17 protein-coding genes are annotated in these 17,138 nt (G+C 42.0%); 2 read left to right on the forward strand and 15 right to left on the reverse strand.

The genetic code is table 11. The features are described 5' to 3' along the window. Positions 1-36 precede the first annotated feature (36 nt). From BMW61_RS06295 to BMW61_RS06320, 6 genes are all read right to left on the reverse strand, one after another. Entirely contained in the window at positions 37-891 is an 855-nt protein-coding gene (locus tag BMW61_RS06295; protein ID WP_022761466.1) for a MetQ/NlpA family ABC transporter substrate-binding protein, read from the reverse strand. Between the two features lie 62 nt (positions 892-953). Next, a complete protein-coding gene (locus BMW61_RS06300; RefSeq protein WP_022761465.1) occupies positions 954-1,625 on the reverse strand; it encodes a methionine ABC transporter permease in 672 nt (223 codons plus the stop codon). Next, a complete protein-coding gene (locus BMW61_RS06305; protein ID WP_022761464.1) occupies positions 1,626-2,675 on the reverse strand; it encodes a methionine ABC transporter ATP-binding protein in 1,050 nt (349 codons plus the stop codon). Positions 2,676-2,915: 240 nt separating this feature from the next. Next, positions 2,916-3,524, reverse strand: coding sequence for a TIGR04100 family radical SAM protein (locus BMW61_RS06310; RefSeq protein ID WP_022761462.1), 609 nt, complete (start codon positions 3,522-3,524; stop codon positions 2,916-2,918). Positions 3,525-3,547: 23 nt separating this feature from the next. After that, positions 3,548-4,069 carry a TIGR04002 family protein gene (locus tag BMW61_RS06315; protein ID WP_091820406.1) on the reverse strand — a complete coding sequence of 174 codons (522 nt, stop codon included), beginning with the start codon at positions 4,067-4,069 and terminating at the stop codon, positions 3,548-3,550. Next, positions 4,066-4,905 (reverse strand): PfkB family carbohydrate kinase, encoded by an 840-nt coding sequence (locus BMW61_RS06320; RefSeq protein WP_091820407.1) that lies wholly within the window; start codon positions 4,903-4,905, stop codon positions 4,066-4,068. The genes BMW61_RS06315 and BMW61_RS06320 overlap by 4 nt, the downstream gene beginning before the upstream one ends. A gap of 206 nt (positions 4,906-5,111) precedes the next feature. Between BMW61_RS06320 and BMW61_RS06325 the strand changes: the two genes are divergently transcribed. After that, positions 5,112-5,510, forward strand: coding sequence for an RrF2 family transcriptional regulator (locus BMW61_RS06325; RefSeq protein ID WP_091820409.1), 399 nt, complete (start codon positions 5,112-5,114; stop codon positions 5,508-5,510). A gap of 8 nt (positions 5,511-5,518) precedes the next feature. Here the strand turns inward: BMW61_RS06325 and BMW61_RS06330 are convergent, their stop codons facing one another. From BMW61_RS06330 to BMW61_RS06355, 6 genes are all read right to left on the reverse strand, one after another. Further along, positions 5,519-6,520, reverse strand: coding sequence for an asparaginase (locus BMW61_RS06330; RefSeq protein WP_091820410.1), 1,002 nt, complete (start codon positions 6,518-6,520; stop codon positions 5,519-5,521). 116 nt (positions 6,521-6,636) lie between these two features. Then, positions 6,637-7,380, reverse strand: coding sequence for an amino acid ABC transporter ATP-binding protein (locus BMW61_RS06335; protein WP_026671259.1), 744 nt, complete (start codon positions 7,378-7,380; stop codon positions 6,637-6,639). 1 nt (position 7,381) lies between these two features. Beyond that, positions 7,382-8,056, reverse strand: a complete 675-nt coding sequence (locus BMW61_RS06340; RefSeq protein WP_022761455.1) for an amino acid ABC transporter permease — start codon at positions 8,054-8,056, stop codon at positions 7,382-7,384. Continuing rightward, complete coding sequence (locus BMW61_RS06345) at positions 8,037-8,696, reverse strand: amino acid ABC transporter permease (protein ID WP_091820412.1); 660 nt, start codon at positions 8,694-8,696, stop codon at positions 8,037-8,039. Before BMW61_RS06345 ends, BMW61_RS06340 begins: the two co-directional genes overlap by 20 nt. 1 nt (position 8,697) lies before the next feature. Then, positions 8,698-9,621, reverse strand: coding sequence for a transporter substrate-binding domain-containing protein (locus tag BMW61_RS06350; RefSeq protein WP_091820414.1), 924 nt, complete (start codon positions 9,619-9,621; stop codon positions 8,698-8,700). Between the two features lie 23 nt (positions 9,622-9,644). Beyond that, entirely contained in the window at positions 9,645-10,928 is a 1,284-nt protein-coding gene (locus BMW61_RS06355; RefSeq protein ID WP_026497759.1) for an O-acetylhomoserine aminocarboxypropyltransferase/cysteine synthase family protein, read from the reverse strand. A gap of 158 nt (positions 10,929-11,086) precedes the next feature. Here BMW61_RS06355 and BMW61_RS06360 point away from each other — a divergent pair, with 158 nt between their 5' ends. Next, entirely contained in the window at positions 11,087-11,482 is a 396-nt protein-coding gene (locus BMW61_RS06360; protein WP_091820415.1) for an RrF2 family transcriptional regulator, read from the forward strand. A gap of 24 nt (positions 11,483-11,506) precedes the next feature. Here BMW61_RS06360 and BMW61_RS06365 read toward each other — a convergent pair whose 3' ends face one another. The 3 genes from BMW61_RS06365 to BMW61_RS06375 form a co-directional block, all read right to left on the reverse strand. Further along, positions 11,507-13,741 carry a fibronectin type III domain-containing protein gene (locus BMW61_RS06365; protein ID WP_091820416.1) on the reverse strand — a complete coding sequence of 745 codons (2,235 nt, stop codon included), beginning with the start codon at positions 13,739-13,741 and terminating at the stop codon, positions 11,507-11,509. A 203-nt stretch (positions 13,742-13,944) separates the two neighbouring features. Next, complete coding sequence (locus BMW61_RS06370; RefSeq protein ID WP_139176232.1) at positions 13,945-14,616, reverse strand: response regulator; 672 nt, start codon at positions 14,614-14,616, stop codon at positions 13,945-13,947. Positions 14,617-14,650: 34 nt separating this feature from the next. Continuing rightward, the gene (locus BMW61_RS06375) at positions 14,651-17,008 is read right to left on the reverse strand and encodes a response regulator (RefSeq protein ID WP_175475113.1); all 2,358 of its coding nucleotides are present in this window, start codon (positions 17,006-17,008) and stop codon (positions 14,651-14,653) included. Positions 17,009-17,138 lie beyond the last annotated feature (130 nt).

The raw sequence follows: 17,138 nt of genomic DNA on the forward strand, positions 1-17,138 counted from the left end.
TATCCGGTCTCCATTCTGTCTGAAATTTTCGCCATCTTAGTTGTAGGAAGGGATTGACCAAAGCTCATTGTACTTAGGTCCGTTGTTCTCACCAATCCATGTAAGGAACTCTTCTGACTGATATGCATCCACAATATCTTTTGCCCACTGTGCATCTGCATTATCAGCATTTACTACAACCTGGAGCCAGAAATCCTCTGAAAGATTCTCATTGAAAAGTGCTGTGGAAGGATCAATTCCTGCGTTGTAAACAATACTTCCTGTAATAACACCGAAGTCAAAATCCGAAAGGCTTGTTGCGATGTAGGTTGTCTGAAGTTCATAGAACTCAAGATTGTACTTGTTCTCCTCAACATCCTCTGCGGAAGCTGTTGCAAAATCAGTTCCTTCTTTAAGTGTTATCCAACCGAGATCCTGAAGCATTACGAATGCTCTTGCCTGGTTTCCCGCATCCTGCGGAATTGCGATTACCTGACCCTCGCCGATTTCATCGACCGATGCATGTTTTTCTGAGAAAACAGATGCCGGTACCGTTGGAATCTTTGACAATGCTACGAGATTTCCTCCTGACTGTTCATTGTATGCTTTTAAAAATGCCGAGTGCTGTTCTACTGATACGTCTACGTCACCTGCGGTGATTGCTGCGTCTGCCTGATTAAGATCAAGTTCTGATACTTTGAAGGTATACCCCTTCTTCTCCAGAATAGGAATTATCGCCTCTTCAAAAAGCTCTGTATAAGGGCCTACACCCTTTGCATAGGTAATTTCTTTTTTATCCGACTGCGCTGCGCTTGCTTTCGCATTTGTTCCGCATCCTGTAAGTGAACCTGCAAGTAATCCTGCTAAAACTGCTGTTGCTGTAATCTTCTTTACCACTGTTAATTTTTTCATGTTTTTCTCCTCCGTTTTTCATTTATATTGCAAGCACACTTTTTTATGCTTAGCTTCAACTGTTAATTTGTTCTTGCCTTGACTGAAAGATTGCTTCCAAGGCTCTGTATAAACTGGGTTACGATTATCAAAAATACTACGAGGGTGTACATCAGCTCAAAATTGAATCTGTTGTATCCATAATTAAGTACGAGACTTCCTATTCCGCCTCCTCCGATATATCCTGCCATAGCACTGGATCCTATCAGTCCGACGATTCCTGTTGTAATACTGAGAATGAGGGAACCTTTTGCCTCAGGAAGTATGAAGTAAAAAATTAACTGAAACGGTGTAGCTCCCATCGATTTTGCCGCTTCGTAAATTCCTTTTCCCGTATCAAGAAGCGAATTTTCTATCAGCCTTGCCAGGAACGGAACAATATAAATCGTAAGCGGTACTATTGCTGCAGTTGGTCCGATTCTTGTTCCGATTATCGCTTTTGTGAGCGGCATCACTGCAATCAGGAGTACCACGAAAGGTGTACTTCGAATTACATTGATGATCACGTTTATGACTGTGTATATCACCTTGTTTTCATACAACCCGCCCTTCTTTGTAAATACAAGTGCTATTCCGATGATGAAGGCTAAAACGGCTCCGATTATGAGTGATATGCTTACCATATAGAGAGTTTCTTCAATTGAAGTGAATATTTTCTCCATCGGTATTCCGAGAAAGTTTTCTATTTGTGCCATTTATACCACCTCCTTCAGTTCTTCTTTGTATTCTTCAAGTTCTTTGTAACCTACACCATGTAGGGTGAAATATTGCTCGGCTTTTTTGATTTCAATGTCCGAACCGATAATCTGAACTATATGTATTCCTAATATCTGTTCCTGTATCTCGCTAATATTTGCAAATAGAATATTGGTTTCGATATCAAATTTTTTATTTACCTGTGCGAGTACTGACTCTGTACTGTCTGAGCTTTGGAACTTAAGTCTCAGGAGCTTATAATTTCTTGTATCCTCATAAATACTTTGAAGAAGCTTTTCCGGAACCTCATCCTGGATCACTGTCTTTACAAAGTTCTTTGTAATATCTGCCTTGGGTTCACTGAAAATATCTATTACATTCCCCTGTTCAACAATTCTTCCCGCTTCCATAACCGCCACATGATTGCATATGCTGGAAATAACATTCATTTCATGAGTAACAATTACGATTGTGACACCCAGTTCTCTGTTTATCTTCTTTAGAAGAGCCAGGATCGAATCTGTTGTTTTGGGATCAAGTGCACTTGTGGCTTCATCGCTTAGAAGAATGCTTGGCCTTGTTGCAAGTGCTCTTGCAATTCCTATTCTCTGCTTTTGTCCTCCGGAAAGTTTTCCGGGATATTCATCCCTCTTATCTTCCAGTTCTACGAACTTAAGCATCTGATCAACTCTCTCTTCGATTTCCTTTTTCGGTGTGTGATTGAGTTTTAATGGAAGTGCGATGTTTTCCCAAACTGTTTTGGTCTCAAGAATATTGAACTGTTGAAAAATCATCCCTATAGTTTTTCTTTTTGCTCTTAGTTCCTTAGGACTTAAACTATAGATGTCATCGCCGTCTACTGTTATTTTTCCGGATGTTGGTTTTTCAAGAGCATTTATTGTTCTTAGAAGTGTACTTTTTCCTGCTCCCGAAAATCCAATGAGTCCGAATATATCGCCGGTCTCTATTTCAAGATTTATATCCTGAAGGGCATTTACTTTATTTTTCTTTTGAGTAAATACTTTTCCAACGTTTTCAAATTTGATCATAATCTCCTCCTTCCCGATACTGCTTATCTTCTGTTGTTTTTCTGTTCGTTTGTTGTTAAGGAGATTATGCAGCCAGACCATCGAAGCGTAAAGCATACTAATCTTATAGGTGAATATAAGTTTTTCTTTTACCCATGCGCACAAAACAAAAAAGAGACTTCTCCGCCCAGTATTCTTCAGGCTTTTGCCCTAAGAATAACTGATGAAGAAATCTCTTTATCACTTATCTGACTATATATTTTACTGTGAATTTTTGCTGAAATGTCTAATTCGTAGCTGAACTCCGGTCTTCTCAGACAGTTCCTTACATTTCTCTATATCTTCCTCAGGAAGAACATCGACAATAGACCATTTGACATCCTTTATTTCGTCCCTGCATTTTGTTGCAAAATCTATCATCTTTTCAAAGCCGTCATCAAACTGCGGTCTTGTAACTTCCTGATACTTTGCACTGTCCGGTGCATTAAGACTTATAGATACGCTGTCGATAACCTCGGAAAGCTCAGGAATTATATTCCTTCCGTTTTCTTCGTTTCCAAGTCCGTTTGTATTAAGACGTGTTTTCAGTCCCTTCTCTTCCCTGGCTGTCTTGGCCGCTGCAAGAAGGATATCCAGTGCGCAGGTTGGTTCTCCGTACCCGCAAAATACCAGTTCATCAAAACCTGTAAAATCAAAATTCCTTATTGCGTCGAGAACCTCCTCCTTTGTGGGATTCTGCTGATGCCATAAGGTATCTGAGCTTCCTATCCCATCCTTCTGGAAACGTATGCAAAAGGTGCATCTGCAATTACATTTATTTGTAATGTTTGCATACACGCTGTTCTTGTAAGTATATAAAATGTCCGCCACTTTTTTCACTCCTCTTGTCGTATTTAAAATTCAAAAATAGTCTTCTTTACTCCAACCCCGTCAAACGCTGCAGCTGCTATATAGAAAAACAGTGCACTACCGCCTGACTGAACAAAGCTTCCCGTAAAGGCAGGTATAAGAGCCACCTTTGCACCGAATAGAAGCATCTCTGCTATATAATAGCCGGTTGCGGAAATAAAGAACGAAATAATCGGAGCTGCAATATTGCGCTTATTTAACAAGGATGTACTGCGACTTGTAAAAGGAATGACGATAAGCATCTTTATAATCACTGTCGCAATAGTCCACATGGGAGCGGTAAGAAGATCCGCCAGTCCTCCTCCAAGTGCACCTACGGCCATTGCATAGGGCGCAGGTAACATAGCTGCCGCAAGATAAATAACCGTATCGCCAAAATGAACATAACCGCCGTTTACACCAACCGGTATATGAAAAATGTATGCCGTAAAAATTGTGGTAAGCGCGGCCATAACACCGGTAAAGGCCATGAGCCTTGTCTTTGAGTTTACGTTTTCTCTTTTCATAATGTGACTCCTCCTAAACAACCTGTCAATATTTTTTCAAAATCAGCCCCATAATTTCCGTCCTCTTCGGTGGTAGCCAATATTGCTTTTCCAATAAATTCTGTAGTATCCGAAACTGCACTCGCTATGTCTTTTCCTTTAAGAACATTTCCCAGAAGCGATGCTGCAAAAAGATCTCCCGTACCGGAATAACTTCGTCCATTATATTTGCACTCTATAACCTCAGTTCCACCTTCATGAACAACTAAGTTACAAAGCTTATCATTGTCCGTAAAAATCCCGGTAACCACTACGCTCTGCCTGTCACCGGATCTAACTTTATTTGCAATATTCTCTATCTTCTTAAGGTGATTGCCCTTAGCTGTGTCCCTGACAACCTGATCCGCCTTGACGCCTGCAAGAATGCAGAGCTCCGTAAGATTAGGAGTGATGATGTCTGCTATCTCAGCCATCTTTTTAATCCTGGAAAGCAATCCGTCCGAATAGTTTGAATAGCACTCTCCTCCGTCTCCCATTACAGGATCTACAAGAAGTACCGTGTCCTTTTTATTGAAAGTATTCACAAATTCCAGAGCATAATCCGCTTCTCTTTCGTAGGGGATGTAACCTGTCAGTATGCCGTCAAACTCTGCCTCAAGCTTTTTCCACTCGGTAGTACAATATCTGACCATATCCTTTGTATCATGCATGTAAAATGACGGGAAACCGGTTTGAGCAGTAAACAGTGCTGTAGGCACAGGATTAACTTCAATACCCATCGCAGACAGCACTGATATATCTGCAATAAGCGAGCATTTGCCAAAGCCGGATAAATCATTAATAGCTGCAACCTTCATGTTTTCTACAAGTCTCCGTTTTTTGAATTATTTATGTGCCAATATACACCATTTCTGATTATATAAATATAGTCAATTTAAATACTTTTTATATGACCAGATTATCAAAAAATGAATCCGCAAGTGATTCTGTGCGAAATGCACATTGTTAATTGTTGATTTACCCTTTAAAATAATAGGTAATACGATTATTGGAGGTTTTTATTGTGTTTTCAACAAAGGGAAGATATGCTCTTAGAATTATGATAGATCTTGCACAGCAGAAATCAGAGGATCCTATTCCGCTTAAAGATATTGCTGAAAGAATCGGAGTATCAAAAAAGTATTTGGAAATCATTGCGAAGGAACTGGTCAGTTCAAAGCTGCTCTCCGGAGCCAGCGGCAAGCATGGCGGGTACAGACTGACCAAATTACCTGAAGAATATACTGTCGGAGAAATACTTGAAACCATGGAAGGGCCTATATCACCTGTAGCCTGTCTCCTTCCCGATGCCGAGAATTGTCCGCGTAAAAGTGACTGCAAAACTCTTCCCATGTGGGAAGAATATGCCAAAATCAGTCATGACTTTTTCTATAGCAAAAAGCTGACTGACCTAATAAGATAATCTCCACATTATTTGTGGGGAGTTATCTCTCCTGCCACATTTATTGAATAGTAGTCCCGTATCTCTGACAGGTCCTCTGTCATTCCAAGGATCCACATGAGCTTTGTAAGTGCTGCTTCACCGGTCATGTCACATGCCTCAAGGGCTCCTATTTCGAGGGCTCTCTTGCCGGTTTCATAGACATCCATCTTAGTCCCTTCATATCTGCACTGTGTTCCGACAACGACAGTCATTCCACCTCTTATGATTTTATCAAGAGTTCCGATAAAATCATGCTTCAAAAACGGCATACCACCGATTCCGTATGCCTCTATGTAAAGTCCTTTATAGCCCTGATCCGCTATCGCTTCAACAAATCCGGTATGTATCCCCGGAAACATTTTTATCATACAGACCTTGTCGGAATAAGAATTTGCAAGCTTAAATATTCCTGTCCTTTCGGGAACAGCTGTCGTATCAATTTTCATACCAAGGGAACTTATAGTCGCAATGTTGGGATAGTTAATACTCTCAAAGGCATCAAAGCTAAGTGAGCGCACCTTGGACGCCCTGCAACCGAGCATGACCTTACGATTAAAAGCAACAAACACTCCCGGTATCTGACTTGCCGCCATATGTATGGCACATCTGCAGTTCTCCATTGCATCCGCAACAGGATTTGTAATGGATAACTGTGAGCCGGTTATAACAACCGGGATTCCGATATTTCTAAGCATAAATGAAAGCATTGATGATGTATAAGCCAGCGTATCGGTGCCATGTATAACCACTATCCCGTCATACTGATTTCTACATTCACTTATTCGCTCTGCAAGCAGTCCCCAGTCCTCAGGAAAAATATTGGCACTGTCCAGTGAGCAAAAATCCTCTATCTCGATATCCGTATCTCCGGACACCATACGGAGTTCTTTTTGCATATCATAAATGGACAGTCCCGGAATGAGACCATTACCTTTCATCACCGCCGAAAGCGTTCCGCCTGTGTTGATAATAAGTATTTTTCTGCTCACTCAGATCACCTCTTCTTTGAATAAAAATTCATGGAGACATATATATCGTACCATAATTATCTTATTGTGAGTTATACAAGAAAAAAGGAGACATATTCCTGTCTCCTTCCTAACCATTATTCCTCATATTTAAATGTCTTTAGGAATTTCTTTGCCCTCTCTGTCTCCGGTTCCTCAAAGAACTGTTTTACATCTCCTGTCTCTTCTACGATCTCTCCCCGGTCAAAGAAAACAATTCTATCAGCCACCGCTTTTGCAAAGGCCATCTCGTGAGTGACAATTATCATGGTAGAGCCTGATTTGGCAAGCTCGAGCATTGTCTGGAGTACCTCATGAACCATCTCGGGATCAAGAGCTGCAGTCACCTCATCAAACAGCAGGACATCCGGATGCATAAGTAGTGCTCTTACAATTGCGACTCTCTGCTTTTGTCCGCCTGAGAGCTGCCTCGGATAATAATCCTTTTTATCTGCAAGCCCGACCTTATCAAGGAGTTCCAGTGCCTCTCTTATAACATCATCCTTAATTCTCTTCTGTACCTTTATAGGTGCAAGAATCGTATTTTCAAGTACTGTCTTGTGTGGGAAAAGATCGTAGGACTGGAACACCATACCTATCTTCTGTCTGATGTTCACTATGTCTTTTTTGTTCGGCTCCACAGGAAGTCCGTCAACCGTCACGACTCCTCCCTGGATTTCTTCAAGTCCGTTAAGGCAGCGAAGAAAAGTACTTTTTCCACAACCGGAGGGACCTATTATAACAACTACCTCTCCCTTTTTTACGGAAAGATTGATATCCTTTAGGACTACGTTTCCTCCGAATTCCTTATGTAAATTTTTTACTTTAACGAGCTCGCTCATCTTACGCCCACCTTTTCTCAAGTTTTACCGCTAATCTGCTTATTGGCCAGCAGACAATAAAATATAAGAAGAATACAACCGCAAACACTCCGAATGCTGCATTCGGCGATGCTTTTCTATTTGCCTCAATAATCTGCTGGGCAACCTTTAACACTTCAACAATTCCAATCATCATTACGAGGGATGTTGTCTTAACCATTCTCGTAACCAGATTTATTGAAAGTGGCAGAAGCCTTCTAATAGTCTGCGGAAATATAATCAGAAAATGCACCTGGAATTTATCCATTCCCAAAGCATACGCGGAATCATATTGGATTTTCGGGATACTTTGAATGGATCCTCTTACCAGATCTCCCATCTCCGCGGTTCCCCAGAATACAAAAACTATTATGGCTGAAAGCTCTGCGGAGATATTCATTCCAAACACTCTGGTAGTTCCAAAATATACAATGAACAGCAAAACCATCTGCGGCATTATTCTGACTATCTCAAGATATACCCTGAAAATAAAACGTATCAATTTGCTCTTAGAGGTCATAAGCACACCTGCGATAAGGCCGAGTACAATACTTATCGCAACCGATATCAGACTTATCTCTACCGATACCCAGAGTCCTTTTAAGAGCCTAATCATATTGGTGCCTTTAAAAAGCACATCAATCCCCAAACTCTGCAAAGCGCACTCTCCTCTCTATGATTGATCCAAGGATTGATACGGGAAGAAGCATCACCAGATAATAGATAACAAGCAAAAACAGACATTCAATTGTCTTTGCATACATTCCTATCAGATCCTTTGCAGTGAACATTAAATCCATAAGGCTTATGGTCGAAAAAACTGATGTCTCCTTCAGGAGGAAAATCACATTTGCCATTATTCCCGGCATACTCACCGAAAAAGCCTGCGGAAGAATTATGTTCAGGAAAACCTGCCCCTCTGTCAGCCCTAGGGAAAGTGCACTCTCACTCTGAACCTTTGCTATAGACTCAAGACCGCTTCGCATTGTCTCTATCATATAAGCTCCGCCAATTAGTCCAAGTCCCATAACGCCACAAAGCTCCGCTGATATCCTGATTCCCAGCTTCGGAAGTGCAAAATAAATAAAGAAAAGCTGAACCAGTAGCGGAGTGTTTCTGAATAGTTCTATGTAGATTGATAAAATTTTCCTTATGACGGGAATCCTGAAATAGATTGCGGCTGCTCCCGACAGCCCTATTACAAAGGCTGTCAGGATGCCAAGCAAACCTATTTTAACAGTCAGGAGAAGTGCTTCGTTATATAGAGGTATATATGATTTAAGCACATTCAAATCCATATTACTGAACCTTACCACCCTCTACTACAAGAGTGTTTTCATAATCTGCACCATAAGTATCAAGAAGTGTTTCCTCATAATCCTTATGGAAGAAGTTGTCCTCTCCTATGGTCTCGATTTCCTCGTTGAGCCATGTAAGAAGTGTATCATTGCCCTTTGTTACAGCAGGTGCAATTGTGTCTGCATCACCAAGTGAAGGAATGCCTACAGTGTAGCCCTCGTTCTCAAGAGAAAATGCAATGACCTCTGTGTTATCGTTAGCCCATGCAACACCGTTGCCGTTTTCAAAGGCTGTCTTAGCCTCTGCGTATGCATCATACTTCTGAAGCTTAATGTCAGGATAGTTCTTCTCAAGATAGGTCTCAGCTGTTGTACCTGAAATTACAATGATCTGGTCATCAGCACCTACCGCATCAAGGCTCTCAACAACGCTGTCTGAAGGTGATACAACACCAAGAGCAACATTCATATAAGGAAGTGCAAAGTCAACCTCCTGTGCTCTCTCCTCAGTTACAGTGAAGTTAGCAAGAATGATATCAACCTTACCGGTCTGAAGATACTCTATTCTGTTTGCAGCTTCAGTTGAAACATAATTGATTTTTACACCGAGATCTTCACCGATCTTCTCTGCAAAATATACATCGTATCCTGCATACTCTCCGTTTTCATCAACGTATCCGAAAGGACTCTTATCTGAAAATACACCGATGTTGATGGTTCCGCTCTCCTTGATCTCATCAAGGGTTCTGTATACAGTATCAGCTTCGGCGGCATCAGACTTCTCTGTACCTTCCTCAATGTCTGCTCCTGTGGAATTCAGGTCTGCTGTTTCTGTTTTAGATGCACCGCAGCCTGCAAGAGTTGCTCCTAAAAGTGCTGTGGCTGTGAGTAGTGTTCCGATTTTTGTCAGATAGTTCTTTTTCATAATTTTTTCTCCCTTTATGTAATTTATTTTGCTGCGGCAAAGCCCTTCTCAAGGTCCGCGATAATATCATCTATGTGCTCTGTACCGATTGAAAGTCTGATGGTGCTCTGTGTGATTCCCTGGTCGGCAAGTTCCTCATCTGTAAGCTGAGAATGTGTTGTGCTTGCAGGATGAATAACAAGGCTCTTTACATCTGCAACATTTGCAAGAAGTGAAAAGATCTCAAGATTATCAATGAATTTCCATGCAGCCTCTTTTCCGCCCTTGATTTCAAATGTGAAGATTGAAGCTCCGCCATTAGGGAAGTACTTCTCATAAAGTGCATGATCCGGATGGTCTGCAAGTGAAGGATGGTTAACCTTCTCAACCTGAGGGTGCCCCGCCAGGAACTCAACTACCTTCTTTGTATTCTCTGCATGTCTGTCAAGACGAAGGGAAAGTGTCTCTGTTCCCTGAAGAAGAAGGAATGCATTGAAGGGTGAAATTGTTGCTCCTGTATCTCTAAGAAGGATTGCTCTTATATAAGTAACGAATGCAGCAGGTCCTACAGCATCATAGAATGATACTCCGTGATAGCTGGGATTGGGTGCCGCGATCTGAGGATAGTTGCCGCTCTTCTTCCAATCAAATTTTCCTGACTCAACAATGATTCCACCAAGTGTTGTTCCGTGTCCGCCGATGAACTTTGTTGCTGAATGAACAACAATGTCAGCGCCGTGCTCGATGGGTCTGATGAGATAAGGTGTTCCGAAGGTGTTGTCGATTACCAGCGGAAGTCCGTGCTTATGAGCGATTTCTGCGATTGCATCGATGTCCGGGATATCACTATTGGGATTACCAAGTGTCTCTAAGTAGATCGCTCTTGTGTTATCCTGAATAGCTCCCTCAACCTCGCTAAGATTATGAGCATCTACGAAAGTAGTTGTTATACCGTACTGAGGAAGTGTGTGTGCCAGAAGATTATAGCTTCCGCCGTAGATGGTCTTCTGTGCAACGATGTGTCCGCCGTTTGCTGCAAGTGCCTCGATTGTATAAGTTATAGCTGCTGCACCGGATGCAACTGCAAGTGCTGCGCTTCCGCCTTCAAGTGCTGCTATTCTCTTTTCGAAAACATCCTGAGTGGAATTTGTAAGTCTTCCGTAGATATTACCTGCATCAGCAAGACCGAATCTGTCAGCTGCGTGCTGTGAATTTCTGAAGACATAAGATGTGGTCTGATAAATCGGAACCGCTCTTGAATCTGTTGCCGGATCCGGCTGCTCCTGACCTACATGTAACTGAAGTGTTTCGAATTTGTAATTGCTCATACCGTTTCTCCTCCTGATTTTCATTTTTATTTTGGTTTGCTTTTTGTTTTCGCTTTTTTGTTTGCTTTTGTTGAAATTGATGATACAATCTATTTACCTACTGTGTCAATATGTTTTACGATAAGGTTTTGTTTTCGCCTGCTATAAGGAGGAGATTTATGTTTTCAACTAAAGGCCGCTATGCTCTTAGAGTCATGATAGATCTGGCACAGCAGAACAGTTCAGATTATATCCCTCTTAAAGACATAGCCGAAAGACAGGATATTTCCAAGAAGTATCTTGAAATAATTGCAAAAGAAATGGTAAAGGGTGGTCTAATTAAAGGCGCCAGCGGAAAACATGGTGGCTACAAGCTACTAAGAGCCCCCGATGATTATTCTATAGGAGAAATCATTGAACTTATGGAGGGAACCTTCTCTCCTGTTGTCTGTTTAGAGGACAATGCCGAGGAATGCCCCAGAAAAGAAAAGTGTAAAACCCTTTCCATGTGGTCTGACTTTTATAAGATGGAGAAGAATTTCTTTTATGCAAAAAAACTAAGCGACCTGCTGTGACAGGCCGCTTAGTTTTTTTGCTATTTATTTAACCTTAATGCTCTTTTTACTACTCCATCTTGAGTATATCTTTTCACCATCGGACTTCTTAAATGATCGGATTCTTACATAGTATTTTTTCTTAGGCTCAAGCTTTTTGATTGTTTTCGAAGTAGTCTTATTTTTATTGATAGTTACTGTCTTGGTATCCTTCTTAAATTTCCCATCTGTACTGTACTGAATTTCATAGCCTTTTATGCCTTTTTCATCGTTCTTTTTCCAGGTAATCGTGATGGATTTCTTTCCGGCTTTCAGCTTTGAAAGGGATGTCTTTTTCAGCTTTTTATCAACGGTATCTGTTTTTTCCAGTACTACCGGTGGTGTTGTATTTTCACTCTGTACCTGGTCAACTGCCGGAGAAGGCGTAGTCTGCTGATTCTGATCAGGTGTACTTGCGCTCTGTTCCTGACCATTATTGCCAGCTTCATTTTGGTCGGCATCCTTTTCGGCTGTTACAGGAGCGCTTGTAATCTTTACTTCAATCGATGGGAATTCCTTCAAGCTCTTGTTTGTTGCATACCTGCTCCCGTCTGTAAAAGTACTGTATCTGTTCTCATCTATGAGATATTCCAGATAGACCATTCCTTCGGAAACTGCCTTTAAGGTTACCGCTCCGGTTCTTTCGTTCTTTGTAAGGGTTGCCACAGAGCCATCAGTCAACTCTTTATGGTTTTTATCTGTAAGTATCCACTTACCGAATGATTTATCAAAACCGTAGTAAGGTCCCTTCAACCGTTCTTCATTCTCTGCAAGTCCTTCAAGCTCGATCAGATCAACCCTGTAGGTATCACCGGTTTTCATTTCCAGTTCATTAAGTGCCTTATTCTCCAGCCGCACATATTTAAGCGGGTAAAGTGGAGCTATGCCCTTAAGCTCACCGCTTGTAGTCTTAAGCGTCGCGATGAATGTCGCCGGCGTTGAGGCCATAGGTACCTCAGTCGCTGCTCTTTCATATATTCTATTTGCTGTAAGGATAGATTCAGGCATATTATTCCAATGGATTCCATCCGGGTCAACATTGTTATTTTTATTTATAACAGCCCGGTTGTAAAGGTCTTTTCGCGCATCTCCACCGTTATCCTTGCCAAAATCCGCTCTCTCATACGACTGCGCATCAAGTAACTTCTTCGCATTTTTCTCATACCCGGCACGATACTGAAGTACTCGTACCCTGTAAGTAAGAGCAACCGGGCAGTTATATGTCGTCTCCACCTGCTGGGTTCCATAAACCTGCTTAAGCATTCCACCTGTAAATGGCGGAAGCCCGGCAGAAATTGTATTCTCAGTGTGATAGGTGTCACTCGTATCTTTACCTAGCACCCATGCATCATGGAAAACCTGAGATGCGCTGACACTCACTTCTACGGATCCCTTAAACGCAGCTGTAAATCCATATTCGGCACCTACAGTGAGAGTTTCACTAACCGAATACTCCTTACTTCCTGACACCTCGGTCCTTATATTTATAGATGAGTCTTTGCCTATTACCTGTGAGGCATCAAGAGTCCTGTCTGCCGCTCTGTTTATCAGCTGTGAGTTTAATTCCCCACCTTCACTTGTTACATCACTAACCGTAGTCTCAACAAAATTACCCTTGGCAGGGTCAGCATCCGGAAGGATAGGCGTTACCTTGAAGTCGCTGAAAAGAACCGCGACAACCATATATGCTTTACCATCATTTTCCCATGACATACCTCCTTGGTAGAATACAGGACCGCTGTTTAAGCTTTCACCATCCTTAAACAAGCCGCACATGTCGATGACCGATCCGGAATAGTTCAGACCACTAAGGAGGTCCTTCTCCATTTGCTGAAGAGATCCTGCCTCCTGAAAAGGTATCGTACTACAGTGGTCAGTATTAGAGGATCCATCATCATCCAAAATATGACCGGTTCCACTCATAGCGCTTATAGCAGAATTAAGACGACCAGAATCCCCGTCCTTCAGATTGTTTTTCTGCCTTAATATTGCCCCGGCAATCTTGTTCCATTTCTGTTTGGGACTAGGCCATTGATTCCTGTGCGTAGTAAGCATATCCCGGTAAAAATCCACCTGGCTCTTTGAGAACTGATTGGTATCAACCCTATAGTAAGTCACGGGATCAACAAATATTTCTTTACTTATAGGCGAAGGCGCTGCATAAACACTTACCGGCTGCATCACCACCAGTGCAGTGCTCATCACTACAGTCAATAGCCCGGTCAAAAACCTCTTTTTCATTTTTTTATCCCACCTCTCATAAGTACACAGGCATACATATGCCCGGCGCTCCAATATCTTTTTCCACAAATTATCATAAGCAATTAATTTCAAAAAATAAGTGCCTTTTTGTTACCTCTTTTCATATTTATAATTTTTTTATTATTACGCAAAAAGAAAGCCCATATGGACTTTCCTTCCAAAAAGCATATGAAATATCAGGCCTAGTACTCCCCCGATTTCAAAAAATGCCGTATGTCTGTCCTCTTTTCCATCCCGGTTTTATCAAGGATCGAGGATACGACTCGCCTTACATAGCCATAGGAGTAGCTGGTCTTATCTGCAATCTCCTGGTTTGATAGACCTTCTGCTATGTATTCTGCCACCTTCAGCTCCAGGTCAGAGAGCATATTCCTAAGTTTCCCGAGATTTTCAGCCTCGATGGCTTTCTGCCTTGAAGGAGCTGTGATCCTGTTCCTTACTCTTGCAAGAAATACGCTCTTTACAAAGGGTTTGGTGATATAGTCTGCAGCGCCGTACTCAAAACCCTTTATTTCAAAATCAGGCTCGTCCTTGGCAGTAAGGAAGATGACCGGAATGTCTTTTGCCATATGAAGGTCCTTTATCTCCTTAAGTGTCTCATATCCGTCCATCCCGGGCATATCCACATCAAGGAGGATCAGGGAAAAGCCGATGCCTTTTCTGACAAATTCAATGGCCTGTCTTCCGGACTTTGAAAGGCTTACGCTGTAGCCGGCATTTATAAGTATATCTTCCAGAGTATTCAGCATATTTATATCATCATCTACGCAGAGAATCTTGTAGTTCTCCATCATTTCCATTTTCCCCTCATATGTGCAGGTGATCATCCTGCTTATATCTTTGTAATCAATCATAGCAGTTATCACGTAATATATAAGTGCCTTTTTGTTACTTCTTTAGTTTCATGGCAAGTTCCATTGCACTGTCAAAGTCGATATTCATGATACAGTTCTTAATCTTATCAACTGTATCATCCCCGCAAAGGATTGCAGCAAGGTTATCTGCGTATTTGAGAGCAGGGGCCTGATTGCCGTTACTAATGGCATTTATAAGCTCATCTATGATGGCATCTTTATCAAGGGGTTCCTCCTCCGGTTCCGCAGCTGCATCATCATGCCTTATTCTGTCAAATTCGGACAGTACAGCTAAGAGCCCGTCCTTTGCCCTCTCCCACTCCATGAAGAACAAAGGAGATGCTGCGTCAACGTATGTGCCATCGCTTTCTTTTGCTCTCTTCTCTAATCTCCTGGCGTTATAATAAAGATCCTCTGCGCCTACATTTCCGGAATTACCCTTAATGGAATGGATTATGAGCGCTGCCTTTTTGTAATCTTTTTTATCAAGAAGGCTCTTAAGCTCATTCATGTTCTTATCAGCACTCTTAACAAAAAACTCTGCAATCCTGACAAACTGCAGGATATCGCCGCTAAGGTGCTTCATTGCCATATCCAGTGAGATGTCATACCCTGAAAGTATCTTTTTAATCTTTAAAAGAGTTTCCTGTGGAATCTCTATGGGCTTTTCTTTTTCTACCTTTGTAACAAGCCCTCCCGGCAGGTTCCTGATAAGAGTATTCTCAAGAAGGCCTACATCCACGGGCTTTAGCAGGTAGTCGTCAAATCCCTTTTCCATAAAGATCTTCTTGCTCTCGGGAGTTGCATCCGCTGTAAGGACGATGATGGGTGTATCCTTCATCCTACCACCGTCCATGGTTCGAAGCTCCTCCATGGCTTCTATCCCGTTAATATCAGGCATCATGTAGTCCATAAAGATGAGATCATAGTCCCGCTCCCTGCAGAACTCATAGCACTCCTGAGCTGACTGAGCAGTATCCACCCTGATGAGAGTTCTTTTAAGAAGAGACTTAAGGACCGTCAGGTTCATGTTATTGTCATCCACTGCCAGGATCGTTGCGTCAGGAGCAATGAAGCTCTCATTTAAGGAGCTGTCAATTTCTATGTCTGCGCCCCTTTTAAGGCCTATATCAAACCAGAAAAGGCTTCCCTCTCCGTACCTGCTCTTAACCTTTATCTGCGTTCCAAGGAGCCTTGCAAGGTTACCGGAGATGGCAAGACCAAGGCCTGTACCTTCGATGCCACGATTACGGACTATATCTAATCTTTCAAAGCTCTCAAAAATCTTATCCTGCTCTTCCTTCTTTATACCCATTCCTGTATCAGATACCTCAAAGCGCAGTGTATATATTCCGTCCTTTTCTTCCTTTTTATGGATGCTGAATACTATGATACCCTCTTTCGTGTACTTGATGGCATTGGAAAGAAGGTTCATGAGGATCTGGTTAAGTTTTTTTACATCTCCAACAAAGTATCTTGGAAGATATTTATCCGTATCAACCACAAAGTCAAGGCGCTTATTGTCAGCTTCTTTTTTATAGTAAATAGAGAGTGTGTCTATGAGCCCCTTGAGGTCGAAGTTCTCTTCAAACACTTCCTCCCTGCCCATGTCTATCCTTGAAAGGTCCAAAAACTGGTTGATCATAAAAAGGAGTTGTTTGCCTGCGGAGTCGACGTTCTGCGAGTACTCAAGTATCCGGGCGTTCTCAGCTTCCCTCTGGATCATCTCATTCATGCCAAGGAGCATGTTGATAGGGGTCCTTATCTCGTGGCTGATATTGGCAAGCAGCACGCTCTTGGCATTGCTGGATTCCTGGGCAAGACGCTGCTGCTTCCTGTATTCGTTAAGGTACATATGGAAGATGATTCCTATGCCCACACTGGATACGAAGATACCTGTGAGCTGGTCCACGTACCTTGACATATCCGTATCAAACGGGGTAACGGTTTCCGGATGAAAGTATGCGATGTGGCATAGCCCTGCATAGTAGATCACGTGAACAACCACCATTACATAGCGAAGAGACGGCCTTCTGTACATGAGGAGAGTAAAAAGGATTCCAAAGGAGAAGAAATATGGCATCGAGCCATAGAGTCCTCCCATCTCAAAAAAGAGTATGCCAAACAGTCCCATGAATATCCCAAAGGACGTTATGAGATAACCGGCAAGATAATGCCCTGTCCTGTCCACAAAAAAGATAAGGGCTATGCTTCCTACTGCAGCGCCCATGTTTATAAAAAATCCCGACAGATCACTAAGCGTAAATAGAGACTGCACAGCTCCTATCAGGCTTATGATGGCTCCCGATGTTCCAAGGAGCTTAAAGAATATTACATCAAGTTCCGTTTCTTTTTTGTAGAAGTTGATAAGCTTTGTCAGAAATTCTTTCATGGCTGCTTTCTTCCCCGCTGTCATCGGTTTCGGTTTGTAAACTTCACTTTTTTGTTCGACATTACAAAAAGTCTTCTATGATAATTTATATAATTTTATCATAGAAGACCCTCTAAATAACCTTATATTA

It is taken from the genome of Butyrivibrio sp. ob235 (assembly GCF_900109475.1).
In the GTDB taxonomy this organism is placed as follows: domain Bacteria; phylum Bacillota; class Clostridia; order Lachnospirales; family Lachnospiraceae; genus Butyrivibrio.

What these genes read in the sequence shown, in the direction of transcription:
- BMW61_RS06295 (WP_022761466.1), bottom strand. Translation starts at nt 891, where the DNA reads ATGAAAAAATTAACAGTGGTAAAGAAGATTACAGCAACAGCAGTTTTA.
- BMW61_RS06300 (WP_022761465.1), bottom strand. Translation starts at nt 1,625, where the DNA reads ATGGCACAAATAGAAAACTTTCTCGGAATACCGATGGAGAAAATATTC.
- BMW61_RS06305 (WP_022761464.1), bottom strand. Translation starts at nt 2,675, where the DNA reads ATGATCAAATTTGAAAACGTTGGAAAAGTATTTACTCAAAAGAAAAAT.
- BMW61_RS06315 (WP_091820406.1), bottom strand. Translation starts at nt 4,069, where the DNA reads ATGAAAAGAGAAAACGTAAACTCAAAGACAAGGCTCATGGCCTTTACC.
- BMW61_RS06320 (WP_091820407.1), bottom strand. Translation starts at nt 4,905, where the DNA reads ATGAAGGTTGCAGCTATTAATGATTTATCCGGCTTTGGCAAATGCTCG.
- BMW61_RS06335 (WP_026671259.1), bottom strand. Translation starts at nt 7,380, where the DNA reads ATGAGCGAGCTCGTTAAAGTAAAAAATTTACATAAGGAATTCGGAGGA.
- BMW61_RS06345 (WP_091820412.1), bottom strand. Translation starts at nt 8,696, where the DNA reads ATGGATTTGAATGTGCTTAAATCATATATACCTCTATATAACGAAGCA.
- BMW61_RS06350 (WP_091820414.1), bottom strand. Translation starts at nt 9,621, where the DNA reads ATGAAAAAGAACTATCTGACAAAAATCGGAACACTACTCACAGCCACA.
- BMW61_RS06355 (WP_026497759.1), bottom strand. Translation starts at nt 10,928, where the DNA reads ATGAGCAATTACAAATTCGAAACACTTCAGTTACATGTAGGTCAGGAG.
- BMW61_RS06360 (WP_091820415.1), top strand. Translation starts at nt 11,087, where the DNA reads ATGTTTTCAACTAAAGGCCGCTATGCTCTTAGAGTCATGATAGATCTG.
- BMW61_RS06365 (WP_091820416.1), bottom strand. Translation starts at nt 13,741, where the DNA reads ATGAAAAAGAGGTTTTTGACCGGGCTATTGACTGTAGTGATGAGCACT.
- BMW61_RS06370 (WP_139176232.1), bottom strand. Translation starts at nt 14,616, where the DNA reads ATGATTGATTACAAAGATATAAGCAGGATGATCACCTGCACATATGAG.
- BMW61_RS06375 (WP_175475113.1), bottom strand. Translation starts at nt 17,008, where the DNA reads ATGAAAGAATTTCTGACAAAGCTTATCAACTTCTACAAAAAAGAAACG.